At 60.0% G+C, this 26714-nt stretch carries 12 protein-coding genes, 1 tRNA gene, 1 pseudogene and 3 riboswitches; of the genes and pseudogenes, 9 read left to right on the top strand and 5 right to left on the bottom strand.

The features are described from left to right. Window positions 1-4: 4 nt before the first annotated feature. Window positions 5-628 carry a DUF2975 domain-containing protein gene (locus OKC40_RS11015; RefSeq protein ID WP_042656492.1) on the bottom strand — a complete coding sequence of 208 codons (624 nt, stop codon included), beginning with the start codon at window positions 626-628 and terminating at the stop codon, window positions 5-7. 224 nt (window positions 629-852) lie between these two features. Between OKC40_RS11015 and OKC40_RS11010 the strand changes: the two genes are divergently transcribed. After that, complete coding sequence (locus OKC40_RS11010; protein WP_182938115.1) at window positions 853-4308, top strand: hybrid sensor histidine kinase/response regulator; 3456 nt, start codon at window positions 853-855, stop codon at window positions 4306-4308. A 234-nt stretch (window positions 4309-4542) separates the two neighbouring features. After that, window positions 4543-4631, top strand: a riboswitch (cyclic di-GMP riboswitch). 103 nt (window positions 4632-4734) lie between these two features. Continuing rightward, window positions 4735-7330: pseudogene (locus OKC40_RS11005) on the top strand (glycosyl hydrolase family 18 protein). A 160-nt stretch (window positions 7331-7490) separates the two neighbouring features. On the opposite strand, the gene OKC40_RS11000 reads toward OKC40_RS11005, so the two are convergent. After that, complete coding sequence (locus OKC40_RS11000; RefSeq protein ID WP_270693263.1) at window positions 7491-8726, bottom strand: sensor domain-containing diguanylate cyclase; 1236 nt, start codon at window positions 8724-8726, stop codon at window positions 7491-7493. A gap of 314 nt (window positions 8727-9040) precedes the next feature. Then, a riboswitch (cyclic di-GMP riboswitch) is annotated at window positions 9041-9128 on the top strand. 98 nt (window positions 9129-9226) lie between these two features. Here OKC40_RS11000 and OKC40_RS10995 point away from each other — a divergent pair. The 3 genes from OKC40_RS10995 (at window position 9227) to OKC40_RS10985 (ending at window position 14664) form a co-directional block, all read left to right on the top strand. Further along, window positions 9227-11839 (top strand): glycosyl hydrolase family 18 protein, encoded by a 2613-nt coding sequence (locus OKC40_RS10995; RefSeq protein WP_182938112.1) that lies wholly within the window; start codon window positions 9227-9229, stop codon window positions 11837-11839. Window positions 11840-11920: 81 nt separating this feature from the next. After that, complete coding sequence (locus OKC40_RS10990; RefSeq protein ID WP_182938111.1) at window positions 11921-13846, top strand: glycoside hydrolase family 19 protein; 1926 nt, start codon at window positions 11921-11923, stop codon at window positions 13844-13846. 742 nt (window positions 13847-14588) lie between these two features. Beyond that, a tRNA-Ala gene (locus OKC40_RS10985) sits at window positions 14589-14664 on the top strand. Between the two features lie 169 nt (window positions 14665-14833). Here OKC40_RS10985 and OKC40_RS10980 read toward each other — a convergent pair. Next, on the bottom strand, window positions 14834-16975 hold the full coding sequence (locus OKC40_RS10980; RefSeq protein ID WP_270795216.1) for an ExeM/NucH family extracellular endonuclease: 2142 nt from the start codon (window positions 16973-16975) through the stop codon (window positions 14834-14836). 294 nt (window positions 16976-17269) lie between these two features. After that, window positions 17270-17352, top strand: a riboswitch (cyclic di-GMP riboswitch). Window positions 17353-17467: 115 nt separating this feature from the next. Here OKC40_RS10980 and OKC40_RS10975 point away from each other — a divergent pair. Both OKC40_RS10975 and OKC40_RS10970 read left to right on the top strand, forming a co-directional pair. Next, on the top strand, window positions 17468-20497 hold the full coding sequence (locus OKC40_RS10975) for a glycosyl hydrolase family 18 protein (RefSeq protein ID WP_442865895.1): 3030 nt from the start codon (window positions 17468-17470) through the stop codon (window positions 20495-20497). Between the two features lie 139 nt (window positions 20498-20636). After that, window positions 20637-21581, top strand: a complete 945-nt coding sequence (locus tag OKC40_RS10970) for a chemotaxis protein CheV (RefSeq protein ID WP_042060964.1) — start codon at window positions 20637-20639, stop codon at window positions 21579-21581. 89 nt (window positions 21582-21670) lie between these two features. Here OKC40_RS10970 and OKC40_RS10965 read toward each other — a convergent pair whose 3' ends face one another. Beyond that, window positions 21671-22282, bottom strand: coding sequence for an arylesterase (locus tag OKC40_RS10965; RefSeq protein ID WP_270795215.1), 612 nt, complete (start codon window positions 22280-22282; stop codon window positions 21671-21673). Between the two features lie 56 nt (window positions 22283-22338). On the opposite strand from OKC40_RS10965, the gene OKC40_RS10960 reads away from it, so the two are divergent. Then, complete coding sequence (locus OKC40_RS10960; protein ID WP_270795213.1) at window positions 22339-23034, top strand: ABC transporter ATP-binding protein; 696 nt, start codon at window positions 22339-22341, stop codon at window positions 23032-23034. Window positions 23035-23070: 36 nt separating this feature from the next. After that, window positions 23071-25518, top strand: a complete 2448-nt coding sequence (locus tag OKC40_RS10955; RefSeq protein WP_270795254.1) for an ABC transporter permease — start codon at window positions 23071-23073, stop codon at window positions 25516-25518. Between the two features lie 126 nt (window positions 25519-25644). Here the strand turns inward: OKC40_RS10955 and OKC40_RS10950 are convergent, their stop codons facing one another. Beyond that, window positions 25645-26550 (bottom strand): TIGR01777 family oxidoreductase, encoded by a 906-nt coding sequence (locus OKC40_RS10950; RefSeq protein WP_270795212.1) that lies wholly within the window; start codon window positions 26548-26550, stop codon window positions 25645-25647. Between the last annotated feature and the right edge of the window lie 164 nt (window positions 26551-26714).

Genomic DNA, 26714 nt, shown 5'->3' with positions numbered 1-26714 from the left:
ATCCTCACACCGTCAGTTGCTGTTCGTCGGCCAGCAGTTTGGCCTCGCGCATCACCAGTGCCAGCGCCAGCACGATGAGGCCCGCCAGCAGCAGCCGGAAATCGGACGAGCTGATGGAGACGGAGCCATGTATCTCGGGGCCGCTCATGGTGAGGACGGTATCGAGCAAGGGGGTCTGGATCAGCTCGACCAGGAAGGAGACGCAGAGCAGCACTCCGATCTGCCGGTAGCGGCGGATCTGCTCGAAGGTGAACAGCAGGCCGTGGCGGTAGCCGCGAAACAGCTGGCGCAGTTGCCACAGCATCAGCATGAAGACCAGATCCGGCAGCAACTGCACCAGGGTGCCGAGCAGCCGGTTGGCGGTGCGCAGCGGATAGTCGGCCATGGTAAGCGGGGGCTCTGGCAAGAGGTCGAGAGACGGCGTTTCACTATGGGCCAGCGGCACGCCATTGAGAATGTGCGAGCCGCTGCTGTGAATGACCTGGTTGAGCTCCTCTTGCAGCAGGTCATTGCCGCCAAACAGGTGGGACCAGGTCTCCATCAGGGTAATGGTGGGGGTAGCGAGCAGGGCAAACAGCAGCAGCCACTCGATCAGAACACTCAGGCGTTCGAGTTTGGTCGTTCTCATCATGAACCTCATGGTGGGTGCCATCCCGCTGGCGAAATGGCTTGAAGTTTATTGTTTATCAATATGCGGATGGGCGAATGTTTATCGTTTTACGATATTCAGTCAAGGCAAAACTTATTGAAAAACGATAATTTCAATCTGTCCGAAGGGGATGACTTTTGGCTGCCGCCTCTCTAGACTGGCGAGGTTGTATACAAAAACTCAACATGGACAAGGAGTTATCGATGCACCAGGGATGGCTGCTGATCGGATTGTCGCTCACCTATCTAGGGCTGCTGTTTCTGATCGCCTTCGTGGCAGACAAGCACAAACGGCACCGTCTCAAGGGGCAACCGCTGCTCTACAGTCTGTCGCTAGCGGTCTACTGCACCTCCTGGACCTTCTTCGGCACCGTCGGGCAGGCGAGTGAATCCCCCTGGTCACCGGTGCCCATCTACCTTGGCCCCATGCTGGTCTTCCTGTTTGGCTGGCGGCTGCTGGCCCGCCTCATTCTGGTGGCCAAGCGTGAGCACATCACCTCCATCGCCGACTTTATCGCCGCCCGTTACGGCAAGTCCCAGCGGCTCGCCATGGTGATCTCTCTTATCGCCATCATGGGGATCCTCCCCTATCTGGTGTTGCAACTGAAAGCCATAGTCACCGGGCTGGATCTGCTGATGGTCAACAGCGGTGGCATCAGCCCGACCAGCAATACCAGCGAGTTGGCGCTCGGGGTCACCCTGCTGCTGGCGCTGTTCAGCATCCTGTTCGGCACCCGCCATCTTGATGCCACCGAACATCACAGGGGAATGGTGGTGGCCATCGCCTTCGAGTCGGTGGTCAAATTGCTGGCCTTTATCGCGGTGGGGGGCTTCGCCCTCTGGTTGATCCTGAGCAAACCCGGCGAGGCTCACGAGCAGGTGACCCGCGACTTCTTTGCACAGGTGGTAGCGGTGAGCCCAGGCAACCTGCTGGAGCTTGCCATCTACACGGTGCTGGCGATGTGCGCCGTTATCTGCCTGCCGCGCCAGTTTCATGTGACTGTGGTGGAGAACAATCAGGGGCAGGATCTGCACTGGGCGCGCTGGATCTTCCCGCTCTACCTGTTCGTGATGGGGCTCTTTATCTGGCCGCTGGCGCTGGCGGGCAAGCAGTGGGTGGGGGCTGATATGGCCTCCGACACCTATGTGATCAGTCTGCCGATGGCCCTCGGGTTCGATGGCATGGCGATGCTGGCGTTTCTCGGCGGCACCTCGGCGGCCACCGGCATGGTGATCGTCTGCACCATCGCGCTGGCGATTATGGTGAGCAACGATCTGGTGCTGCCGGTGCTGCTGCGCCGCTTCTGGCGGCAGGGGCGCGACGAGCGACTGGTGCGGCTGCTGTTGCAGGTGCGCCGTGGCGCCATCCTGCTGATTTTGCTGGCGGCTTGGGGGCTCTACCTCTGGCTCGGCGATCTCACCAGCTTGTCGCGCATCGGTTACCTCTCCTTTGGCGCGGTGGCCCAGTTTGCACCGGCCCTGCTGCTCGGTCTCTACTGGCGTCACGGCAATCGCAAGGGGGTCTATCTTGGGTTGAGCCTCGGGGTGAGTCTCTGGTTCGTGACCCTGCTGGTAGAGAGTGGCTTGCTGGCGGGCTCGCCCTTGGCCGAGCTGCTGGCGCCGCCGGACTGGCCCGCGTTTCGCGAGCTGAGCCTCGGGGCCTGGTGCATCTTCCTGAGCCTGCTCTTCAACCTGCTTGGCTATGTGGCCGGTTCCCTGTTATCGCGCCCTGCGGTGAGCGAGCGGCTGCAGGCCGCCAACTTTGTCGGCAAGCCGAGCCGCGATACCGCCGCCCTCTATCAGGCGCGGGTTTCGGTCAAGGAGCTGGAGATGCTGGCGGCCCGCTTTGTCGGCTCAAGCCGGGTCAAGCGCGCCTTTGGCCGCTTCGCCGGTGAGCGGGGCGGCACGCTTGCTCCGCAAATGCAGGCTTCGGCCGAGCTGATTGCCCACACCGAGCGGCTGCTGGCAGGGGTATTTGGTACCTCATCGGCGCGGCTGGTGCTCGCCTCGGCCCTGCAGGGGCGCAACATGCAGCTCGAGGAGATCGCCACCATAGTTGATGAGGCCTCCGACGTGTTTCGCTTCAACCGCGGCCTGCTGCAGGGGGCGATCGAACATATTGGGCAGGGGATCTCGGTGGTGGACAGGGAGCTTCGGCTGGTAGCCTGGAACCGCCGTTACATCGAGCTGTTCCACTATCCGCCGGGTCTTATTCAGGCGGGGCGCTCCATCGAGGAGATCATCCGCTATAACGCCCAGCAGGGGCTCTGTGGCCCCGGTGATATCGAGGATCACGTGGCGCGGCGGGTCGCCTTTATGAAGCGCGGCAGCGCCCATATCTCGGCGCGGGAGCGCCCGGACGGGCGGGTGATCGAGATGCAGGGCAACCCCATGCCCGCCGGCGGCTTCGTCATGACCTTTACCGACATTACGCCGTTTCGCGATGCGGAGCGGGTGCTGCGCGAAGCGAACGAACATCTGGAGGCGCGAGTGGCCGAACGCACCCACGAGCTCTCCGAACTCAACCGCCAGCTGCTGCTGGTGAACCAGCAGGTGGAGCGGGCCAACCATTCCAAGAGCCGTTTTCTGGCGGCGGTCAGCCACGATCTGACCCAGCCCCTCAATGCCGCCAAGCTGTTTACCTCCTCCTTGCTGGAGATGCTGCCCGCTGCTGGCGAGCAGGCCCGTATCGCCCGCCATATCGATGATGCGTTGGGGGCGACCGAGGATCTCATTACCGATCTGCTCGATATTTCGCGACTCGAAGCGGGCAAGTTCAAGGCCAAGAAGCTCGACTTCGCCCTGCGCGACCTGTTTGACAACCTCAAGGCGGAGTTTGGCGTGCTGGCGCAGGCGGGGGGGATCAACTTCTCGGTGGTGGAGAGCAAGCATGCGGTGCACAGCGATGTGCGGCTGCTGCGCCGGGTGCTGCAGAACTTCCTGACCAATGCGTTTCGCTACAACCCGGGCGGTCGGGTGCTGCTCGGTTGTCGTCGGTTTGGGGAGAAGATCCGCATCGAGGTGTGGGACAACGGCCCCGGCATTCCGCAGGACAAACAGGAGGCGATCTTCGACGAGTTCTCCCGCCTCGATCACTCCCGCACCGCCAAGGAGCAGGGGCTGGGTCTGGGGCTCGCCATCGCCCGCGGCATCTCGCAGGTGCTCGGTCATCAGCTCACCCTGCAGAGCTGGCCGGGCAAGGGGTCGGTCTTTGCGGTGACCCTCAATCTGGCGACCCGGCCGGTCACGGTTCATCAGCTGGCGGCGCCGGTAGTGCGCGACAGCCAGCTGGAGGGGGTGACCGTGCTCTGCATCGATAACGAGCGGGACATTCTGACCGCCATGAGCACCCTGCTCGGCCGTTGGGGCTGTGAGGTGCGCTGCGCCGTCGATCTGGCCGAAGCCGAGGCGCTGGTAGCAGACGGGTTTGTGCCGAGGCTGGTGCTCTCTGACTATCACCTCGACGACGGCAAGACCGGGCTGGAGGCGCTGGCCGCGCTACAACGGGTGTGTGGTGATGAGCTGGGCGGCATCATCATCAGCGCCGATCGCAAGAGCGAGTTGCAGGCGCAGATCCGCGAAGGAGGGTATGGCTACATCAGCAAGCCGGTCAAACCGCTCAAACTGCGGGCCCTGATGAACAGTCTGCTGCTGCGATAGCCGCATCCGGGACGGCAAGCCGTGAACAGGCTCACAAAACCACGCAATGGTTGCGCGGGCCGTGGTCATGGATGAATGCCGAGAACAGAGTTTTATCGGCGAAGATGCCTTCACATTCTTGCGTGATGGCAATCCATTGCTGCATTGGTTTGTCATTGTCGGTAAACGCCGACAGTAGCGGACCGGATCGGCTCACTCTATAGTCGGGATGCGATTATTTTCATCGCGAATGAAGTAACCGAAGGGCAAACCGATCGCAAGGTCGGGACGCAAAGCTTCCGGTCCAGGGAATGAGCCGTACTTGAGATAGCGGGGCCACCACAGGTTGTTGTGCACCTTTGCCAAGAGGTTGCACTGCTGTCTGCGTTACCTGTCAGGGCGTAGCCCTTTTCGTTGCCAACATAACGAAATAGGGAAATATAAAAAATGCTAAGTCCAAAGCCTACCATGCTGGCCCTCGCGGTCGGTCTCTGCTGTGCCTCGTCTGCTTATGCTGCTGCGCCCGGCAAGCCGACCATCGGATGGGGCCCCACCAAGTTTTCCATCGTCGAAGTCGATCAGGCGGCCACTGCCTACAACAATCTGGTCAAGGTAAAGGATGGCGCCGATGTGGAGGTGAACTGGAACCTCTGGAGCGGCGATCTGGGCCAGAGTGCCAAGGTGCTGCTCAATGGTCAGGAGGTGTGGTCCGGCCCTTCCGCCGCGGCGGGCAGCGCCACATTCAAGGTGAAGAAGGGGGGGGCGCTATCAGATGCAGGTGGCGCTGTGCAACGCCGATGGCTGCACCCTCTCTGACGCCAAGGAGATCGTGGTCGCCGATACTGACGGCAGCCATCTGGCGCCACTCAAGGCGCCGCTGCAGGAGAACAACAAGCCTTACGCCAACAAGTCCGGCAAGGTGGTGGGGACTTACTATGTGGAGTGGGGCGTCTATGGCCGCAAGTTTACGGTCGACAAGATCCCTGCCCAGAACCTGACCCATATCCTCTATGGTTTCACCCCCATCTGCGGCGGGGATGGCCTCAACGACAGCCTCAAGGAGATCGAAGGGAGCTTCCCGGCGCTGCAGCGGGCGTGTGCCGGTCGCGCCGACTTCAAGGTGGCGATGCACGATCCCTGGGCCGCCATCCAGATGCCGCAAGGCAGCCTCACCGCCCATGACGAGCCCTACAAGGGCAACTTTGGCGCCCTGATGGCGCTCAAGCAGGCCTATCCGAACCTCAAGATCCTCCCCTCGGTCGGCGGCTGGACCCTATCCGACCCCTTCTACTTCCTCGGTGATAAAACCAAGCGCGATGTGTTCGTCGGCTCGGTAAAAGAGTTCCTGCAGACCTGGAAGTTCTTCGATGGCGTGGATATCGACTGGGAGTATCCGGGTGGTCAGGGTGCCAACCCGAAACTGGGCAGCCCGAGCGATGGTGCCACCTATGTGGTACTGATGAAGGAGCTGCGCGCCATGCTCGACGAGCTGGAGGTCGAGACCGGGCGCCAGTATGAGCTCACCTCGGCCATCGGGGCGGGGGGCGACAAGATCCAGGATGTGGACTACAAGGCGGCCCAGCCCTACATGGATCACATCTTCATGATGACCTACGACTACAACGGTGGCTGGAGCAAGACCGAGCTGGGTCACCAGACCAACCTCTATGCGGCGAGCTGGGATCCCGATACCAAGTACACCACCGACAAGGCGGTCAGGCAGTTGCTGGTGCAGGGTGTTGAGCCCGGCAAGCTGGTGGTCGGGGCCGCCATGTATGGTCGTGGCTGGACCGGGGTGAGCGGTTATCAGGGCAACAACCCCTTCACCGGTACGGCAACTGACAAGGTGAAGGGAACCTGGGAGGACGGGGTGGTGGATTACCGCGACATCGTCAACAACCGGATGGGGGCGGGCTGGGAGCAGGGCTATGACGAGGTGGCCGAGGGGCCCTATCTGTTCAAGGCGGCGACCGGCGATCTCATCACCTATGACAACGAGCGTTCGGTCAAGGCCAAGGGGCAGTATGTGCTATCCAATCAGCTCGGTGGCCTCTTCTCCTGGGAGATCGATGCCGACAACGGCGACATCCTTAACGCCATGCACGAGGGGCTGGGTCACGGCAGTGGCGTCACGCCACCGGCCAACAAGCCGCCGCTGGCCAATGCGGGCAGTGACCTTAAGGTGACCGGCCCGACCGAGGTGACGCTGGATGGTTCGGCCTCCCACGATCCAGAGAACAGCGCACTCGGCTATAGCTGGAAGCAGATCTCCGGGCCGCAGGCTGGTTTGCTCGATGCCACTCAGGCCAAGGCCCGTGTGGTGCTGGACGCGGTGGCTGCCGACATCAATCTGGTGTTCGAGCTGACGGTGACCGATGACCACAACCTTACTGCCCGTGATCAGGTGGTGGTGACCAACAAGGCGCCGCAAGTCAACCTGGCGCCGGTGGTGAGTGTACCTGCCACGGCCTCTGTGGAGGCGGGCAAGCAGGTGACCCTCAAGGCGACCGCCTCCGATCCGAATGGCGATCCCCTGACCTATCAGTGGAGCGTGCCGGCAGGCATCACCGCAACGGGTCAGAACAGCGCCACTCTGGTGGTCACCGGCCCGAGCGTGACCAGCGACACCGGCTATGACCTGAGCGTCACCGTCTCCGACGGCGGGCTGGATGCCAGTGCGGCAACCCGTCTGACGGTCAAACCGGCCAGCAGTGGCGGTGGTTGCACGGCGACTGATCCGGATGCGATCAATTGGCCAGTCTGGAAAGCGGCAAGCACCTATAACAGCGGCGACAAGGTGAGCCACAACCAGCTGGTGTGGCAGGCCAAGTACTGGACTCAGGGCAACGAGCCGAGCCGCACCGCGGATCAGTGGCTGCTGGTGAGCAAGGTGCAACTGGGTTGGGATGCCAATGTGGCCTACAACGGTGGCGAGATCACCACCCATAACGGTCGTCAGTGGAAGGCGCAGTACTGGACCAAGGGCAATGAGCCCGGTAAACACGATGTCTGGCAGGATGTGGGGGCCGCCAGCTGTAAATAAGCGTGGAATAGTGGCGGGGCATGCCAGTCATGCCCCGTTTTTTCTCCCCGCACAATTAAATGCTGGCAGGCCTGCCAACTTGCTTCGCTTCGCTTCCCTTCCCTTCCCTTCCCTTCCCTTCCCTTCTTGTCTCTTGCTCGACGACTGCGGCCCTTGCGGGCTAGTGATTGATGCTCTCCCCGATAGCTGGCATCTGTGCCGCCTGCTGCTCCTTGCGGCGCCGCTTGTGTTGATACATGGCTGCATCGGCCCTGGCAAATGCGGCTGCAAAGTCGCCGCGATAGGGGGCCATCCCCATGCTGCACGAGATAGTGGGGGAGGCGCTGGCCAGCATGGTCGCCAGCATAGTCATTGTCTGTTGCAGCGTGGGCGGTGCCAGAGTGGTGAGCAGCACAAATTCATCCCCGCCAAAACGGGCGGCAATCACCCCCTGACCGAAGTGCTGGCGTATGCCATCCGCGATCAGGCGCAGGGCCTGATCACCCGCCAGATGGCCGCAGCTGTCATTGAGCTGCTTGAGATTGTCCATGTCGATCAGCAGCAGGGTGCCTTCCGGCTGTGCCTGCAGAGCGAGTTCGAATTGCTGGCGATTGGCGAGGCCGGTCAGCTGGTCGGTATTGGCCAGCTGATAGATGCGGCGGGACTGCTGATAGATGGTGATGGCGTGGCGAATATCCCGCGCCAGAATTGCCATCAGGTGGCTGTCGTAGCGGGTAAAAGCATGACGTTTGCTGCTGTCCATATTGATCATGCCGTAGAGCTGACCATCGATATGGATTGGGGTCGCCAGGGTGGCCCGGATGGGCAGGTCGCTGCAGTTGACCAGCAGCTCCTTGTCCTGTTCGGACAGGGGCATGGTGGCATTGATCTTCGACAGGTCGTTGATCAGCAGCGTTTTGTTGCAGCGCCCCTGAGTCAGCTTGTACTGAAAGGTGTGCTCAAGCGGTAAATTGATCCGCCGCAGTTTCACCAGATCCATGCCGATGGCCGCTTCATATCTCAACATCCCTGTGCCCGGCAGCAGCTTGATCAGGCAGCCCATCTCGGCCCCCGGGATCAACATCACGGCCCGTCTGAGCAGATCCTCCAGAAAGGCCTCTTCGGTCTGGTATTGCGCCGAGTTGCGGGCCAGCTCGGCGGTGATTTCGTTGATCCGGAGCGCCTCACTGAGATGCTGCCACTGGCGCTGCAGATGGTAGCGGTAGTGGCGATAGAGCCAGATGGTGCAGATAAGGTAGCTCTGGAGCAGCAAGGTGCAGGCAAGCGGTGCCTTCTGCCAGCCGTTGAGGCTGTTGAGCAGCAGGATTATCCCCGCCAGTGGCAGTGTGTAGACCGTCAGGCGAACAAATTTGTCGTATCTGGATAGCCGGGTGCGTGAGGGGAGATCGCTGGGCATGAAGGCACCTGATGGTCATGCAAAACGGCGATTATATATTCATACATTGCGATGCAGATGGGTCTTTTGATGTGAAATACGCTTACTGATTGATTTTTATCGTGTTGATGTGATTTGGATCAATAAATGGCGCGCCGCCTTCGGTTGGGGATGATGACATTCCTTTCATGCATGAGTCTGTTTATTAAGCGTTAATTCTAAAAAAGTGAGTGAAATGTGAGCTTGGCAACAGCTTGGCTGGCAATGGTCGGATTTGCTTAGCTATCCGAATTACCCTAAAGTTAATCCGCGATTATTTATCGCCAAGAATAAAGTTGTGACAAGGGCAAACCGATTGAAAAGTCGGGACGCAAAGCTTCCGGTCTAAGGGACATATCGACCTAGGATAGCGGGGCCACCACAGAGTTATGCAGGCTGCCTTTGCCAAGGGGTGGCTATTTTTGTGTTACCTGTCGTGTTGCGTTGCCCTTTCGTTTTTCCATAACGTAAAGGAAAGCAATATGCTAAGTCCAAAACCCGCATTGCTGGCCATGATGGTCGGTACTCTGCTCGCTTCATCTGCCGCTCATGCTGCCGCACCGGGCAAACCCGCCATCGGTTGGGGCCCCACCAAGTTTGCCATCGTCGAAGTCAATCAGTCTGCAACCGCCTATAACGAGCTGGTCAAGGTCAAGGATGGCGCCGATGTGACCGTCACCTGGAACATCTGGAGCGGCGATATCGGTCAGAGTGCCAAGGTGCTGCTGGATGGCAAGGAAGTCTGGTCGGGTCCCTCTTCGGCGGCGGGCACCGCTACCTTCAAGGTGCACAAGGGGGGCCGTTATCAGATGCAGGTCGCGCTGTGCAACGGCGATGGCTGCACCCTGTCCGATGCCAAGGAGATCGTGGTCGCCGATACCGATGGCAGCCACCTCGTACCGCTCAAGCCTGCCCTGCAGGAGAATAACAAACCCTATGTCAACAAGTCCGGCAAGGTGGTCGGTACCTACTATGTGGAGTGGGGCGTCTACGATCGCAACTTCAGCGTGGACAAGCTGCCCGCCCAGAACCTGACCCATATCCTCTATGGCTTCACCCCGATCTGCGGCGGTGATGGCCTCAACGACAGCCTCAAGGAGATCTCCGGCAGCTTCCAGGCGCTGCAGCGCTCCTGTGCCGGTCGCAAGGATTTCCAGGTCGCCATTCACGACCCCTGGGCGGCACTGCAAAAAGGGCAGGGTTCGCTGGTCGCCTGGGACGAGCCCTACAAGGGCAACTTCGGCAACCTGATGGCCCTCAAACAGGCCTATCCTGACCTGAAGATCCTCCCCTCCGTCGGTGGCTGGACCCTCTCCGATCCCTTCTTCTTTATGCATGACAAGGCCAAGCGCGACGTGTTCGTCGCCTCGGTCAAAGAGTTCCTGCAGACCTGGAAGTTCTTCGACGGTGTAGACATCGATTTCGAGTATCCGGGTGGCGACGGTGCCAACCCCAACCTGGGTGACAAGAGCAAGGATGGTGAAACCTATGTGCTGATCATGAAGGATCTGCGCGCCATGCTCGACGAGCTGGAAGCAGAGACCGGTCGCACCTATCAGCTCACCTCTGCCATCGGTGCCGGTTACGACAAGATTGAGGATGTGGACTACAAGGCTGCCCAGCAGTACATGGATCATCTCTTCGTGATGAGTTACGACTACAACGGTGGCTGGAGCAACACCTCTCTGGGCCATCAGGCCAACCTCTATCAGGCCACCAACGGCTCGGCCAACAAGCGCTACAACACCAATGAAGCGGTTAATCTGCTGCTGGCTCAAGGTGTTGATTCCGAGAAGCTGGTTATTGGTGCCGCCATGTATGGCCGTGGCTGGAAAGGGGTGAGCGGCTATCAGGGCAACGATCCCTTCACCGGCACCGCCACCGGCAAGATCAAGGGCACCTGGGAAGATGGTGTGCTGGACTATCGCCACATCGTCAACGGCCACATGGGCGCGGGTTGGGAGTACAACTACGACGAGACCGCCGAAGCGGCCACCCTGTTCAAGCCCTCCACCGGTGAGCTGATCACCTATGACGATGAGCGCTCGGTCAAGGCGAAAGGCCAGTATGTACTGACTCACAAGCTGGGTGGTCTCTTCTCCTGGGAGATCGATGCCGACAACGGCGACATCCTCAACGCCATGCACGAAGGGCTCGGCCATGGCGAGGGGATCACCCCGCCAGTCAACAAGCCGCCGGTTGCCAACGCGGGTAGCGATGTGACCGTGACCGGTCCGGCCTCCCTGACGCTGGATGGCTCCGCTTCTCACGATCCGGAAAAAGGCGCCCTGACCTACAGCTGGAAGCAGCTCTCCGGCCCACCAGCCGTGCTGGGTGATGCCACTCAGGCCAAGGTGCGGGTCGATGTGAATGCCGTGAGCGCCGATGCCGCGCTGGTGTTCGAGCTGACCGTGGCCGATGACCATCAACTGACCGCCAGGGATCAGGTGGTGGTGACCAACAAGGCGCCGCAACCCAACCTGCCTCCGGTGGTCACCCTGCCCGCCAGCGTCAAGGTGGAAGCGGGCAAACAGGTGAGCATCACTGCCAAGGCATCCGACCCCAATGGCGACGAGCTGATCTACCAATGGCAAGTGCCTGCCGGTATCACGGCGACCGGCCAGAGCAGCGCCACTCTGGTGGTCACCGGCCCGGCGGTCGATGCCGAAACCGGTTATGACCTCTCCGTGACTGTCTCTGATGGTGCGCTCGACGCCAACGCGGCAACCCGCCTCACCGTTACCCCGATCAACGAAGGCGGTGAGGGTGGCTCCTGCAACACCACCGACCCGGAAGCAGCCAACGTCCCTGCATGGCAGGTCAGCAAGGTCTATAACGGCGGTGACAAGGTGAGCCACAACCAGCTGGTATGGCGTGCCAAGTACTGGACTCAGGGCAATGAGCCGAGCCGTTCCGCCGATCAGTGGGCGCTGCTGAGTCAGGTTGATCTGGGTTGGAACGCGGCCGTTGCCTACAACGGCGGTGACCTGACCAACCACAACGGTCGTCAGTGGAAGGCCAAATGGTGGACTCAGGGCAACGAGCCGGGCAAGCACGATGTCTGGCTGGATGTCGGGGCGGCAAGCTGCCGTTAAGTCGAGATCGTTATGATGGTAACGGGGTCTGTTCTGACCCCGTCTTTTCCTGCTGAAAAATTTAGCCAGAGAGCAACAATAATGAAAAAAAATCGCATCACCCTTCTGCTTGCCAGCTTGATGCTGAGCGGCCACCTGTGGGCGGCCGAGGCATATGACATCAACAAATCCTATCCGGGCGGCAGCCAGGTCAACTACAACGGCCAGGTGTTCGAGGCCAAGTGGTGGGTCAATCCGGGTCAGACTCCCGGCATGGCGGTGGCCAACGAGTGGGATACCCCGTGGAAACTGATCGGCGAAGGGGAAGTGACTCCGCCGGACAATGGCGATGGCGATGACAAGCCCACGCCGCCGACTCCCACCCCGCCGGATGGCAGCACCACCCCTGTCTACATGAGCCAGGCCGAGCTGGATGCCAAAGAGCAGGCGCTGACCGATTTCCCGGCGATGGAAGCGGTCAAGGCCTCCATTGCTACCCGTGACAATCTGGTGGTGGAAGCGGTGCAACCGGGCCGAGCCGACAACCCGGACAACGTCAAGCTGGTAGAGAGCCTGCTGAGCGAAAGCCAGTTCAGCTACCTGTTCCCGCTGCGTGCTCCGGAGTATACCTATCGCGGCCTGTTGCAGGCGGCCGCCAAGTTCCCGGCCCTGTGCAGCAACTACAGCGATGGTCGCGATGCCGAGGCCATCTGTCGCAAGACCCTGGCGACCATGTTCGCCCACTTCGCGCAGGAGACCGGCGGCCACGAGAGCTGGCGTCCGGAGGCCGAGTGGCGTCAGGCGCTGGTCTATGTCCGTGAAATGGGTTGGACCGAAGCGATGCGCGGTGGTTACAACGCCGAGTGCAGTCCCAGCGTATGGCAGGGTCAGCAGTGGCCATGCGGCACCTTCGACAATGGCGAGTTCAAGAGCTATTTCGGTCGCGGTGCCAAGCAGCTCTCTTACAACTACAACTATGGCCCCTTCTCCGAGGCGATGTTCGGCACGGTGCGCACCCTGCTCGACCAGCCTGAGCTGGTGGCCGACAGCTGGTTGAACCTCGCCAGCGCGGTGTTCTTCTACACCTATCCGCAGCCGCCCAAGCCCTCCATGCTCCATGTCATCGACGGCACCTGGCAGCCGAACGAGCACGACAAGCAGAACGGTCTGGTACCCGGTTTCGGGGTGACCACCCAGATCATCAACGGCGGAGTGGAGTGTGGTGGCAGTGCCGAACACGCCCAGTCCCAGAACCGCATCAACTACTATCGCGAATTTGCCAACTATCTGGCCGTGGCAGTGCCCGCTGACGAAGTGCTCGGTTGCAAGAACATGAAGTACTTTGACAATCAGGGCTCCGGTGCCCTGCCCATCTACTGGGAGCAGGACTGGAGCTATGTGGCCGAGAACCCCAACGGCGGCAAAAGCTATGCGTGCAAGCTGGTGGGCTACCAGACCCGCTTCAGCGCCTTCAAGGAGGGTGACTACAGCCGCTGCGTCCAGCACTTCTATCCCGAGCTGGTGATTGAAGACAATGGTGGCGGCACCAACCTGCCACCGGTGGCCACTATCACCGGCCCGGCGCAGGCCGAAGGTGGCAGCAAGGTGATCCTCTCCGCCCAGCACTCCAGCGATCCGGAAGGCAAGCCGCTGAGCTATGCCTGGACCATTCCGGCCGGCGCCGCGGCCCCAGCGCTGGATCAGGTGACCCTGGAGCTGACTCTGCCCAAGCCGGCCAGCGATACCAAACTGGATATCAAACTGACGGTGACCGATGAAGGGAGCCTGAGCCGTAGCGCCAGCCATGCCCTGCTGGTCAAAGGGGAAGAGGGGGGCGTGACGCCGCCGGATGGTGACTACCCGGCCTACAAGGCTGGCACCCCCTACAAAGCGGGCGAGCGCGTCAGTAATGGCGACGCCAGCTACGAGTGCAAACCGCACCCCTACACCGGCTGGTGTTCCGGTGCAGCCTGGGCCTATGAGCCCGGCAAGGGAACCGCATGGAGCGATGCCTGGATCAAGCTGTGATCCGGCAATAAGCCGATGCAATAAAAGATGGGGCCTGCGGGCCCCATTGTTGTTTGGTGGAGTTCAGGTGTGGCCGAGGTAATGCTCTGGCCTGGACAGGACAGCACCTGATGGCGCTGCGACAGGATGTGTGATGTAGTTTTATTACTATTATTGGTGAAATACTTTCACGGCTCATTTGCCGTAGCGGAAGTAGTATTCACGGGTGGACGGTGCATAGGCATCTTTCTCTACAATGCCGCTCTTGGTGGTTGCGCCCTTGAGGCGGAACAGGACTGCCAGATTCTCAAACATGGTTTACCTCATCGCTCTGTCATTTATGGTTATGGTGTGTGACCTGTGTCACGGTTTGATCCTATGGCCATTTGTGAGCTGGATCAACTTTTTGTGTTGTAAATTTACCAAAATCATGGAAAGGGTTTTCAAATGCAAAGCTCTTTATGGAAAGGCTTTCCCGGGGTGACGGGGGAGAACCTGCTTGCCAGCCAGCAAAAGAGGCCTGTGAGCGAGAATCTTATATAGAGAAGGGAGCATGCCTGATGACCTGCGCGTTATCGGGGTTTGAGCCGATTTATGACATAAAACAGAGAGATAGCGTGCTCCTTGCTGGTAAAAACAGCGAACTGCTGCAATTTTGACTAAACGAATCAATCGCGGTTATTTTAGGGTTGACAGCAAAGCGGGTGATGCCTATCATGCGCCTCCGTTGCCGGAGATAACTTCGTCAGCGCCGAGGTGAGTTGGGGTTATAGCTCAGCTGGGAGAGCGCTTGCATGGCATGCAAGAGGTCCGCGGTTCGATCCCGCGTAGCTCCACCAAATTCTTGTTACAAGAAGCAAAAAGGCCACCGCATCGCGGTGGCCTTTTTGTTTGCTCCCGCATTCCTTTTCCCCATACTTCTGCGCTTTTTATGTGTAAATCCATTGCTCCAACGAAAAAGCCCGCGGGTCTCGCGGGCTTTGGTTGCACTATTCAGATGCGCCGTGGTTAACGGCGACGGCGCCAGGCCAGCGGCAGCAGGGCCAGCAGGCCGAGTCCCAGCGCACCGCCACCGGATGAGGTGTCCGGTTTGGTGGCATCGCTCTCCAGTCGCAGGTCGACGATGATGGGATCATGGTCGGAGGCGCTAAAGGGGTTGTCAGACTTGATCATGTCGCCGGTGAAGTCCCGTACGTATTCGAACAGGTTGCTTTCGTATGAGTTGATATGCCAGTCTGCGACCGCCACTACCTTAGTGGCCAGCGCCGGGTTGGCGAGGGCGTAGTCTAGGGTGCCGAGCTCAGCCTCATAGCTGTAGGAGATGGCCTTCTCTTTGTTGAATTTGACATTCAGGTCGATCAGACCGTAGCTTTTGGTGACTTCGCTGCCGGTTTGTTCATAGACTTTGTCGCCGAGGAAGGTTTTGGCCGCCGAAACGATCTTGCGCTGGCTATCGGTTGGCACATAGTCGGTCAACACTCTAATCGCGTCTTCTTTGGCGTAGGAGTTGAAATCACCTACCAGCATTACCTGGCCCGGCAGTTTGCTGACCGCTTCACCCAGCACCTTGGCGGCGGAAACCCGAAACTCTGTGCATTTGCCTTGCAGGTCGGCAGGCTCTTTGCCATCCAGATTTTCCAGACAGCCTGACCCCTTGGACTTGAGGTGGTTGACCACCAACGTCAGTGGTTCCTTGCTGCCCTTGACGGTAAAGGTCTGCACCAGAGAGTCGCGCTGTGAAGCCTGCTTCTCGGCACCTTTCGCATCCTGATATTTTTGTACCGGTAGTGTGATGATGTTGGCATCACCCTGTGGGGTCAGCTTGGCTGGCCGATAAATCATCGCCACCATAATGGCATCGCTACCGAAGAAGCGCTCCTGATCGAGCAGTGATTTTGGCACAGTTACGAAGTTGTACTGCTTGCCTGAATCTTTTTGCTTGGCATTGAGACTTTGCACCAGATCGTTGATGGCGGAATGATCATCAAAACCGTTATTTTCCAGTTCCATCAGGCCAAGCACGTCAGCATCCATCTCGGTGATCGCGTTGACGATTTTGGTTCGCTGTTGCTGGAAGTCCTCCAGATTTTTGGCGCCCCGGTTACATGCATCGCTGTAGCTGCTGCCACACAGGGGATTTAGTGCTCCACCAATAGCAGGATTACTGGTGAAGTAGTTGAGTACGTTGAAGCTGCCGACCCGCAGATCTGATCCAGCGGTTCGGGCAGGGGCATTTTGGCGATCGTTGTCGCTGGTCCGCAATAAGTCACCTACGGTAATCATCTGATCTTTTGGCACAATCAGCCGGTATTCGTTGTAGCTGTAGCTCACCATAGCTTCCAGATTGACCGGCGCATCGCCGATTCGCAGGTAGCCCAGCTCAGGTTCCCAGTTAGGTAGCCAGGGAAGTTTGCCATTAGCGGCTTTGACATCTGATTCAAGAAACACTCTGTTGCGGGCATTGTTTTTGGCCAATGCCTTGGCTTCTTTGCTGTTGGCTGCATACAGCTGTGTTGGCTTGAAGAGTGGTTCCATGTGGGATAGGACAAGGTTGTTGCGCTTGGCGGCGTAGTCATAGCTGAAGTTACGGCTGATCTTCAGCGCACTATCTGCATCGAGCCTGATGCGCATCCCTTCATGTCTTTCAAGTGCACGGGCCAAGTTTTCATTGTCCAGTACCCGGAAGGGGGTTGCCGCGGGGGCCACCCCTTGAGCAAGTACCTCCATCCTTGGCGTTGTACCATCTTTGACTAGCTTCAACTGGGTGTGGCCATAATATTCGGCGACTTTGGCTTCCAGACAGACTTGGGCGCCAGGCTTGATATCAGGGTTGTTATTGAGGAAGTTTTTGTCTTCCGGGAAGACAAAAATGCCATCCGAGGTTTGTGGATTGCCATCTCCAGTGGGATCAATCAGATAAAAACCCTGATTGAGACTTTCTCCAAGTGCCGAGACAACAGCTTTGACATTTACGCTTTGCGGGCTTTCAAATTTATCGGCTGGAATGAGCGGACTCTTGTCACCAATACCTTGAATAACCGGTATGGGAGTGAGGGCCCCGTCAGCTGGGCAGGTAAATGCGGCGTAGACAGAAGGAGATGCAAGTGCCAGCCCCACGGCCAGCGACAGCAGGGTACGAGTACCTTTCATAGGTGTTCCTTTTTTATTTTTGCCAGTGATTCCATAGCCTTGGCTCGTTGACCAAGGGCGCGCATTGTCACATTTCTGGCATGTCGTACCAGTGAGCCAACGCACATTAAGCGAATCTGGGAAGGTGCGGAAAAGCGTTTTTTATGATCCCTGTAACAGTATGATTTTTTTGATAAATTAATCAATTCCAACCCTGTGTTCATGACGCTTTCGTGGCAGGGGATAATTCTCTTTGAGAATAAAGATTGAGGGGGGAGTGTTGCCTTTCTATACTGGGCTCGTTCCTCACGGAACCCAGGTAAAGGGCAAACCGGCAGTGATGCCGGGGCGCAATGCCTCCGGTCTGGATCATGGATCCAGATAGCGGGGTTTCCCTGGGTGAGGGTGGTTTGTGTGGCAGGTCCATTGCCAGTTGTCTGCGCCCATCACGCAGGTTGCGATTGTTCTTTGCCTTGGTGAACCATGCCAAGACAAAACAAGGAAGATAACAATATGCAACAGCTCTTCAGACCCAGCAGGCTTGCCATGCTGGTCGCCCTTGCGGCTGCGCCCGCCTGGGCTCAGGCCGCTTATCCCGCTTATAAATCCGGTACTGCCTACAAGGCTGGCGATATCGTCAGCAACGTCGGCGCCCTCTACGAGTGCAAGGAATTTCCCTATTCAGGCTGGTGCGGAGCATCCCCCTATCACTATGAGCCGGGTGTCGGCGTGGTCTGGGCCGATGCCTGGAAGCTCTATGGCGGCGAAGTGCCCCCTCCGGCGCTCGGCGTGGCAGTCAGCTCACCGGCTACCGGTGCCAGTTTCAATGAAGGCGCCAGCGTGGCGTTGGCGGTGACCCTGAGCGGCCCGGTGACTGCGCTGGTCAAAGTGGAATACCTTGTCGATGGCAAGCCGGTCGCCACGGCGAGCGCTTCGCCCTGGAATGCCAGCTGGAGTGCCGCTGGTGTGGGGGCGCACGCTCTGAAAGCGCGCGCGCTGGATAAAGATGGCAAGCTGCTGAGCGAGGCAGATTCCAGCTTCAGCGTCGCCGCCGTGGCCGCGCCAGAGGCGCCCAAGGCGAGCATCAGCAGTCCGGCCAATGGCGCCAAAGTCACGCTGGGTCGCAGTGTGGCGGTGAGTGGCAATGTCACCGATGCCAACAACGATGTGGCCAAAGTCGAGCTCTATGTCGATGGCAAGAAGGTGGGCGAAGATACCACTGCCCCCTGGCAGGTCAACTGGACGCCGGATGCCAAAGGCAGTGCTGCCCTCAAGCTGGTTGCTACCGACAAGACCAATCTGAGCGGCGAGTCGGCGGCGGTGAGCGTTACTGTCGAGGAGGCCGCGCTGCCGCCAGATGGCGGTAACCTCTCCTGCGATATCCGCCAGATCTACCGTCCGGATGGCTACGAGTGCATGGGGGATGATCACGCCCGCCGGGTCATCGGCTACTTCACCTCCTGGCGCACCGGCAAGAATGGCCTGCCCGCCTATCTGGTGAGTGATATTCCATGGAACAAGATCACCCACATCAACTACGCCTTCGCGGCGGTGGATGAGCAGAGCCATCAGGTCAAGGTGGACGACGCTGCCACCAAGATGACCTGGGATGGTGTGCCGGGTGCCGAGATGGATCCTGAATTTGCCTACAAGGGCCACTTCAACCTGCTTTCGAAGTACAAGAAGCAGTATCCGGACGTGAAGACCCTCATCTCGGTCGGGGGCTGGGCCGATACGCGCGGCTTCTATACTGCCACCACCAAGGGCAATTGCTCGGTCAATACTGCCGGTATCAACACCCTGGCTGACTCGGCGGTGAGCTTTATCCGCCAGTACGGCTTTGACGGGGTCGATATCGACTACGAATACCCCACCTCGATGAAGGATGCGGGCAACCCCAACGATTTCCCGCTCTCCAACCAGTGCCGGGCCAAGCTGTTTGCCAACTACGAGGTGCTGATGAAGACCTTGCGGGCGCGGCTCGACAACGCCGGTAATGAAGATGGTCGCAAGTACATGCTGACCATCGCCTCACCGGCATCGGCCTATCTGCTGCGCGGGATGGAGAACTTCCAGGTCACCCAGTACCTCGATTACGTCAACCTGATGACCTATGACTTCCACGGTGCCTGGAACCACTTTGTCGGTCACAACGCGGCGCTGTTTGACAACAATGCCGACCCCGAGCTCTCCCACTGGGGCGTCTATACCCAGGCCCAGTTTGGCGGCATCGGTTACCTTAACGCCGCCTGGTCTGCCCACTACTTCCGCGGTGCGCTGGCGGCCGGCAAGATCAACGTCGGGGTGCCCTATTACACCCGCGGTTGGCAGGGGGTGAGCGGTGGCAGTCACGGGTTGGGTGGCAAGGCGGCCTTGCCGAGTCAGAGTGATTGTCAGCCGGGCACCGGTGGCAGCACGATTCCGTGCGGCAACGGGGCGGTCGGCATCGACAACATCTGGCACGATCTCGACAAGAACGGCAAGGAGATCGGCGGTGGCGCCGTGCCCATGTGGCATGCCAAGAACCTGGAGAATGCGGCCAGCCTCGGCATCACCACGCTGCCGAGTTATGGCACTGCCTGGGGTCTGGATCCCAACAATCCGGCTCACGTGATACAGGGCAAGTATGTGCGTTACTACGATGACAAGGCCCACGCGCCCTGGCTGTGGAACGAAGAGAAGAAGGTGTTCCTCTCAACCGAAGATGAAGAGTCCATGGGCCACAAGCTGGACTACATCATCAAGCGCGGTCTGGGTGGCGTGATGTTCTGGGAGATGGCGGGTGACTACGCCTTCGATCCGGCCAAGAACGAGTACGGCATGGGCAGTACCCTGACCACCCTGGCTTATGAGAAGTTTGCCAAGGCAACCCCGTACAACACCAAGCAAAACGATCTGGCCGCGCCGAGCGCCCAGCTCGACATCCAGGTCAGCCTCTCCGGCTTCAAGGAAGGGGACTCCAACTACCCGATCAACCCGAAACTCAAGCTGGTCAACAAGTCGACCCAGACCATTCCGGGCGGCGCGCGCATCGAGTTTCTGGTGCCCACCTCCACCTCTGACACCATAACGGATCAGAGTGGCATGGGCCTGAAAGTGGTGGAGAGCGGTGGCAACGACAACTCGGAAGGCATAGCCAACGAGAAGGACTTCCACAAGGTCGCCATGAACCTGCCGGGCTGGCAGACCCTGGCGCCGGGGGCCGAGATTGAAGTCGCGATGACCTACTACCTGCCTGCGGCGGGTGTGCCTAGCGGGATGCGCATCATCAGCGGCAGCCAGACCATCGGGCTCAAGGCTGAGTTCCCGACCCTGCCGGAGGCCGTGCTGGGCTCGGGTGGCGGTGAGAATCCGGGCACCAGCTGCAGCAGCCAGAACGTCAATCCGGCGGCCTACAAGGCCTATCCGAGCTGGCCGCAAGGGGATCATGCCAATGGCGGCGATCGCATTACCCATAACAAGGTGGTGTGGCAGGCGAACTGGTGGACCAGCAGCGAGCCCAAGGCAACCGATGGCAGCTGGAAATCCGTATGTAGCTATTGATTTTAAAATCAATGAGATAAGTGAGGCTTCGGCCTCACTTTTTTTGTCTGGTTGGTCGCTCTGGTTGAAAATGCGTCTGCCTTTCCTGACAGGCAGCCTCTATAATAGAGTCGATTAATAATCAGATGGATATCAGCGTATGGCGAGTATATTGGATTCCGTTGATCAACGAACTCAACTGGTGGGTGAAAACCGCCTTGAGTTGTTGATGTTTCGTCTCGGCACCCGTCAGATGTTCGCCATCAACGTCTTCAAAGTGCGGGAAGTGGTCAAGCTGCCCCACCTCAGCAAGATGCCGGGTTCCCACCATAATATCAGCGGGGTGGCCAATATCCGCGGTACCTCGATCCCGGTGATCAACCTGCGCAGCGCCATCGGCATGCGTCCCATGCCCATCGACAGTGAATCCAACCTCATCATCACCGAGTACAACCGCACCATTCAGGGCTTTCTGGTGGGGCAGGTGGCCAACATCGTCAACATGACCTGGAAGGATATCCTGCCGCCACCGCGTTCGGCCGGGCGCGCCAACTATCTCACCGCCATCACCCGCATCCCGGAAGAGGGGGTCGATCAGATCGTCGAGATCATCGACGTGGAGAAGGTGCTGGCGGAGATCATCACCTATGACATCCGGATCTCCGAAGAGGTGCTGGATCGGGAGATCTTGCCCGAGATGCATGGCCGCAAAGTGCTGATCGTCGATGACTCCAGCACTGCCCGCAATCTGGTGCGCGAGACCCTGGGCCAGCTTGGGCTTGAGGTGATCGAGTGTCAGGATGGTTTGCAGGCGCTGACCCTGCTCAAGGGGTGGTGCGATGCCGGCAAGAAGGTGACCGACGAGATCCTGCTGATGATCACCGATGCCGAGATGCCGGAGATGGACGGCTACCGCCTGACCCACGAGGTGCGCAGTGATCCGCGCATGTCCGATCTCTTTATTACCCTCAATACTTCACTCAGTGGCAATTTCAACGAGGCCATGGTCAAGAAAGTAGGTTGTGACCGCTTTATCTCCAAGTTCCAGCCCGATCTGCTGGTGGGCGTCACGCAGGAGCGGCTGCGCCAGGTGCTGGAAAACTGAGAGGCAGCCAACCGGTTTTTCTCAATCAATAACAAATCATCCCGCTTCGGCGGGATGTTTGTTTATGGGATATGGCTCAGAGAGGCGAACTATTGGCTTAGCAGCGGTTCCATAAAGCGGGCCACTTTATCGCGGATTTGGGGCTGGGCCGCCGGGGTGGGATGAATGCCATCGTTCATCATAAGTTCAGGGCGCAGCGCAATATCATCCATGAAGAAGGGCAGCAGCGGCAGATCGTTGGCCTTTGCCAGCTCCGGGAAGATCTGCTCGAACTGGCGCAGATAGCGGGCACCGTAGTTGCGGGGCAGCTGGATCTGGGTCAACACCACACGGGTCTGCTGCTCCTTGGCGAGCGCGATCATGCTGGCGAGATTCTGGCGGGTAATGGTCGGTGCGAAGCCGCGCAGGCCATCGTTGCCCCCCAGTTCGATCAGCAGCCAGTCCGGCTTGTGCTCCTTCAGCAGAGCGGGCAGACGGGCCAGCGCCCCTTGTGTCGTTTCACCGCTGATGCTGGCATTGAGCAGGGTGTGTTTGCCCCCCTCCTCTTGCCATTTCTGGTTGAGCAGGGCGGGCCAGCTCTGCTCAACCTGCATCTGATAGCCGGCGCTCAGACTGTCTCCCAGCACCAGCAGAGTCTGTGCCTGAACCGACGAGAGCAGGCCGCCAAGGCCAACCAACAAGGTAAACAGAATACGCACCATCAATTCAACTCCCGCTATGGATTGCCATCAAGGGATTGGAACAAAGGATACAGAGCATGAGTTCAACCCCCATTATTGTCGTCAAGGGCCTCGGCAAATCGGTTCGCCTCGGCCAGGAAAGCCTCACCATCCTTGAAGGGATCGATCTGCAAGTCAATAGCAGCGAGACGGTGGCACTGGTCGGCGCCTCCGGCTCCGGCAAGTCCACCCTGCTGGGGCTGCTGGCCGGGCTCGATCTGCCGAGTCAGGGGGATATCGAGATCCTCGGCAAATCCCTGGGGGAGCTGGATGAGGAGGGGCGGGCCCGATTGCGCGCCGAGCAGATTGGCTTTGTCTTCCAGTCATTTCTGTTGCTCCCGACCATGACGGCGCTCGAGAACGTGATGCTGCCCGCCGAGTTGCGCGGCGAGCGCGATTGCGAGCCAAGAGCCCGCGAACTGCTGGCCGCAGTCGGGCTTGGCGAGCGGTTGCACCATCTGCCGCCACGGCTCTCCGGCGGTGAGCAGCAGCGGGTGGCTATCGCCCGCGCCTTTATGACCCGTCCCAGCTTGCTATTGGCGGACGAGCCGACCGGCAACCTCGACAGCAAGACCGGCGAGAAGGTGATCGAGCTGCTGTTTGAACTCAATCGCAAGCACGGCACCACCCTGGTGGTAGTGACCCATGATCATCAGCTGGCCGAGCGTTGCCAGCGGCAACTGGTCATGACGGCGGGCAGACTGGATCGCGAGGTGGCCCATGATGTGGTGTAACGGGGTGAGCTGCGGATCAGGCGGGAGATGCAAGGGATGATGCAGTGGCGATTGGGATGGCGGCTGCTTCGCCGGGAAGGTTTCAGCGGCGAGCTGCGCTGGTTTGTGCTGGCGCTGGCACTGAGCGTGGCGTGCGTCTTGAGTGTGGCGCTGGTGGCGGATCGGCTCGATGCCGGACTCAAGGCGTCGGGCCGTGATTTTATCGGGGCGGATCGGGTGCTGCGCACTGCCGCTGCTCTGCCGGATGGCTGGCTGGCCCGGGCGAAACAGGATGGCTTGGCGGTGCAGACCACCGTCAGCTTCAACAGCATGCTGTTTCATGGCGATGCGCTGCAGCTTGCCTCCATTCGGGCGGTGCCCGACGGTTTCCCCTTCTACGGCAAGCTGGAGCTGGAACCGGCCCGCGCCCCGGCCCCCGGCGAGATCTGGCTCTCCGCCCGGGTGATGCAGCTGCTGCAGGCCAAAACGGGGGATGAGCTGGAGGTAGGCAATACAGTGCTCAAGGTGGCCGGTCTGCTTGGCGAGGAGCCGGATCAGGGCTTCAGCCCCTTCCTGCTGGCGCCGCGGGCGCTGATCCACAGTGCAGATATCGAGGCGACCGGCGCCCTGTTGCCGGGCAGCCGCCAGCAGTGGCGCTATCTGTTCAAGGGGCCGCGAGAGTCGCTGGCCCGTTACGAACAGTGGCTACTGCCGCAGTTGCAGGCCGGACAGAAGTGGATCAAACCGGATGACAGCGAATCCCGGGTGGGCCGCTCGCTGGCCAATGCCGAACGTTTCTTCCGGCTCGCCTCGCTAAGCGGGGTGTTGTTGGGGGCGCTGGCGATGGGCATCGCGGTGCGCCACTTTGCCGAGCGCCAGACCAATATGGTGGCGCTGCTCAAGACGTTGGGGGCATCCCGTCGCTCGCTCTGGCAACTGATGGGAACCTTGCTGCTGTCGTTGACGCTGATCGGCGCGCTACTGGGGTTGGTGGCGGGCACCGCCATGCAGTGGATCACCTTGCAACTGCTGGGGGACCTGTTGCCGCCGGATCTGCCGCCCCCCTCCTGGCGCCCCTTTGCCCTTGGTGTTGCGGTGGCGCTCTTTATCACCCTGCTGCTCGCCTTTGTCCCCTTCTTGCGGCTGTTGAAAGTGCCGCCGCTGCGAGTATTGCGCCGCGAGCTGGAGGCGGGCATTCCCCCCTGGCTGGCGCTACCGGTCGGTTTGCTCGGGCTGTTTGCGCTGGTCTGGGGCTTTACCGCCGATGTGCGGCTGGCACTGGGTCTGGTCGGTGGCATGGGCTTGCTGATGGGGCTGTTGGCCCTGCTGGCGGCGCTGATGTTGCGGCTGGGAGCAAAAGTGAACGGGCCTCATGCCTTGCGGCTGGCGCTGGCACACCTGTCGCGCGAGCGCAGCAGCGGCCTGTTCCAGCTGGCCGGTTTTGCGCTGGCATTGATGTTGTTTGGTTTGCTCTGGGCGGCTCGAGTCGATCTGCTGGATGAGTTTTCGGCTCGTCTGCCCGTCGATGCGCCCAACCGGTTTCTGGTCAACGTGGCGGAAAACGAGCGGGAGGGGATCCTGAGCGAGCTGGCGGCGGCGGGGGCCGTGACCTCCGATTTCTATCCCATGGTGCGCGGCAGGCTGACCCATATCGCCGGTGAGGCGGTCGGTGAGGGGGCCAGCAGTGGCCGTGAAGGGGTCGATCGGGAGCTCAACTTCACCACCACGGCTACCCTGCCAACCGACAACAAGCTGGTGGCAGGGAAATGGCTCGCCGGCCCCGGCGAGGTGTCGGTGGATAGCGAGCTGGCCAAGCGGCTAGATATCAAGCTGGGGGACATGCTCGCCTTTACCATCGAGGGGCGCAGTTTCGGCGCCAGGGTCACCAGTTTGCGCAGCATCAAGTGGGACAATATGCGGCCCAACTTCTACATGATCTTCTCCGGGGATCTGCTGGCCCCCTTCTCAAGCACCTGGCTTGGCAGCTATCGGCTGCCCGAGGCGGGGCGCACTGCCGAGGTGGAGCTTATTCGCCGTCATCCCACGGTGAGCCTGATCGATGTGGATGATCTGATTGCGCGGCTCACCCAGGTATCGGAGCAGGTGAGCCGGGCGCTTGCCCTGATGCTGGGGCTGGTGACGGTGGCCGCGCTGCTGGTGCTGCTGACCCAGACCCAGGCCAGCATGGCCCAGCGTCGGCGCGAGTTGCTGCTGATGCGCACCCTGGGGGCCAGCAGCGACCTGCTGAAAAAGATGTTGCGCTGGGAGCTGGTGGCCAGTGGTGCGCTGGCGGGGCTCTGTGCCGCCATGGTGGTGGAGCTATGCTCTTTTGGCCTGCAGTGGTGGTGGTTCGAGGGGCTGTGGCAGTTCCACTGGGCCATCTGGCTCGGCCTGCCGACGCTGGGGGCACTGCTGGTGACGCTGGCGGGGCAGGGGATGCAACGCCAGCTGCTGGCTGGCACCCTCAGCGATCGGCTGCGGGGGCTGGGTCAGGGGCTGTTGTAATCTCGCCAGAACGAGTCGATGCCACAAGGTGCAATTGAGCATCCACCATAAACAAGCAGCCCGGCCATTGGCCGGGCTGCTTGCTATGTGAGGTGCTGGCGAGCGAACGCAGCGAGCTGGCGTCAGTTAACGGGGCTCGTGCAGCAGATTGGTGAGGGTGCTCGGCAGCTCGGGATAGCTGAAGTGAAAACCGGCCTGTTGCAGCCGTGCTGGTATCACCTTTTGTCCGGTCAGCAGCAGATCTGCCGCTTCCCCCATCACCAGTTGCAGCAACGGCGCGGGGACGAAAAAGAGGTGCGGGCGGTGCAGCGTCGCGGCCAGGGTCTGGCTGAACTCCCGGTTGCTGACCGGATGGGGGGCGGTTCCGTTGAAGATGCCGCGGCACTCTTCGTGCTCCAGTAGGAAGAGTATGGCGCGCACCAAATCCTGCACATGGATCCAGCTCATCATCTGGCTGCCCGACCCCATGGGGCCGCCGAGTCCGAGCCGATAGGGGGGGAGCATTTTGGGTAGCGCGCCGCCATCCATGCCAAGCACCAGCCCGATCCGCACGATACAGACCCGGGTCTGGCTGCTCTGGGCCTCCTGCGCCAGGGTCTCCCACTGCTGGCAGAGCTGGTGGGTGAACTCGTCGTAGGGAGAGCGGCACTGCTCGTCGAGTGTTTCGGTGCCCTGTCTGCCATACCAGCCGATGGCGGAGGCGTTGATCAGCACCTTGGGCGGTGTGCTGGATAGCTTGATGAGATCCACCAGTTGCTCGGTCAGCAGCCAGCGGCTATCGCAGAGCAGCTGTTTGCGCGACTCGCTCCAGCGTCCGGCGGCGATGGGTTCACCGGCCAGATTGATCACCGCATCCACGTCATTGAGGTCATCGAGCCGGTCGAGGTTATCCAATACCTTGATATCGTGACCCAGCAGGGTGTAGGCCCGGCTCCCCTGCCTGCTCAATACCACGACCTCGTGATTGACCTTGAGATGGGCAACCAGCTTGCGGCCGATAAAGCCGGTTCCTCCGGTAATAAGAATCTTCATCGCTGCACGCTCCTGCTGCCGTTTGCTCTACTCTAATGGCGCTGCCCCGCTTCAACAAGGGAGATACCGAGAGAACATATTGTCACCCTCAGAGATCCCCTCATTTTTAGAGACTCAAATAATTCCAAGTGTGCGGGTATATAAGCGGTGTTGCTTCAGGTAGT

The sequence above is a fragment of the Aeromonas sp. QDB11 genome, from assembly GCF_027705265.1.
GTDB classification, from domain to species: Bacteria; Pseudomonadota; Gammaproteobacteria; order Enterobacterales; family Aeromonadaceae; genus Aeromonas; species Aeromonas allosaccharophila.
Note: the sequence above shows the minus strand (reverse complement) of the source record. Positions and strands in the feature narration are given on the sequence as shown.

Coding starts and splice junctions, on each gene's coding strand:
- OKC40_RS11015 (WP_042656492.1), bottom strand. CDS start 628: ATGAGAACGACCAAACTCGAACGCCTGAGTGTTCTGATCGAGTGGCTG.
- OKC40_RS11010 (WP_182938115.1), top strand. CDS start 853: ATGCACCAGGGATGGCTGCTGATCGGATTGTCGCTCACCTATCTAGGG.
- OKC40_RS11000 (WP_270693263.1), bottom strand. CDS start 8,726: ATGCCCAGCGATCTCCCCTCACGCACCCGGCTATCCAGATACGACAAA.
- OKC40_RS10995 (WP_182938112.1), top strand. CDS start 9,227: ATGCTAAGTCCAAAACCCGCATTGCTGGCCATGATGGTCGGTACTCTG.
- OKC40_RS10990 (WP_182938111.1), top strand. CDS start 11,921: ATGAAAAAAAATCGCATCACCCTTCTGCTTGCCAGCTTGATGCTGAGC.
- OKC40_RS10980 (WP_270795216.1), bottom strand. CDS start 16,975: ATGAAAGGTACTCGTACCCTGCTGTCGCTGGCCGTGGGGCTGGCACTT.
- OKC40_RS10975 (WP_442865895.1), top strand. CDS start 17,468: ATGCAACAGCTCTTCAGACCCAGCAGGCTTGCCATGCTGGTCGCCCTT.
- OKC40_RS10970 (WP_042060964.1), top strand. CDS start 20,637: ATGGCGAGTATATTGGATTCCGTTGATCAACGAACTCAACTGGTGGGT.
- OKC40_RS10965 (WP_270795215.1), bottom strand. CDS start 22,282: ATGGTGCGTATTCTGTTTACCTTGTTGGTTGGCCTTGGCGGCCTGCTC.
- OKC40_RS10960 (WP_270795213.1), top strand. CDS start 22,339: ATGAGTTCAACCCCCATTATTGTCGTCAAGGGCCTCGGCAAATCGGTT.
- OKC40_RS10955 (WP_270795254.1), top strand. CDS start 23,071: ATGATGCAGTGGCGATTGGGATGGCGGCTGCTTCGCCGGGAAGGTTTC.
- OKC40_RS10950 (WP_270795212.1), bottom strand. CDS start 26,550: ATGAAGATTCTTATTACCGGAGGAACCGGCTTTATCGGCCGCAAGCTG.